The sequence below is a fragment of the Pelotalea chapellei genome (genome assembly GCF_018531195.1).
Classification (GTDB): Bacteria; Desulfobacterota; Desulfuromonadia; order Geobacterales; family Pseudopelobacteraceae; genus Pelotalea; species Pelotalea chapellei.
In genome coordinates this window covers 1-247 of record NZ_JAHDYS010000051.1, presented here as the reverse complement: position 1 = coordinate 247, position 247 = coordinate 1, and the positions used below count along the sequence as shown (strand labels likewise).

At 51.4% G+C, this 247-nt stretch carries 1 protein-coding gene; it reads right to left on the bottom strand.

Annotation, left to right across the window (positions count from 1 at the left end; all coding sequences use genetic code 11):
- Window positions 1–26: 26 nt before the first annotated feature.
- On the bottom strand, window positions 27–247 hold a 221-nt coding region (locus KJB30_RS17880; protein WP_214301727.1), incomplete at its 5' end, for a hypothetical protein.

The following is a 247-nucleotide window of genomic DNA, read 5'->3' as shown; positions in this document are numbered from 1 at the left end:
GATCAGTATCTTTGGTCAGTAGCTCGCTATATCGAGAGAAACCCAATGAAAGTTGCTTTGGCGGCTAGTGCTGAGTTATATCGCTGGTCCAGCGCCAAAGCGCACATTACCGGTTCAGACAACCCACTGCTGGATGCAACTCCATGGTTGTCATCCGAGAAACGGAGTGCTATGCGGAGTTCGTTAGAGATGCAGATGAAGAAACTGACGACGCCATCCGCCGAGCCACTAGAACCGGACGACCATA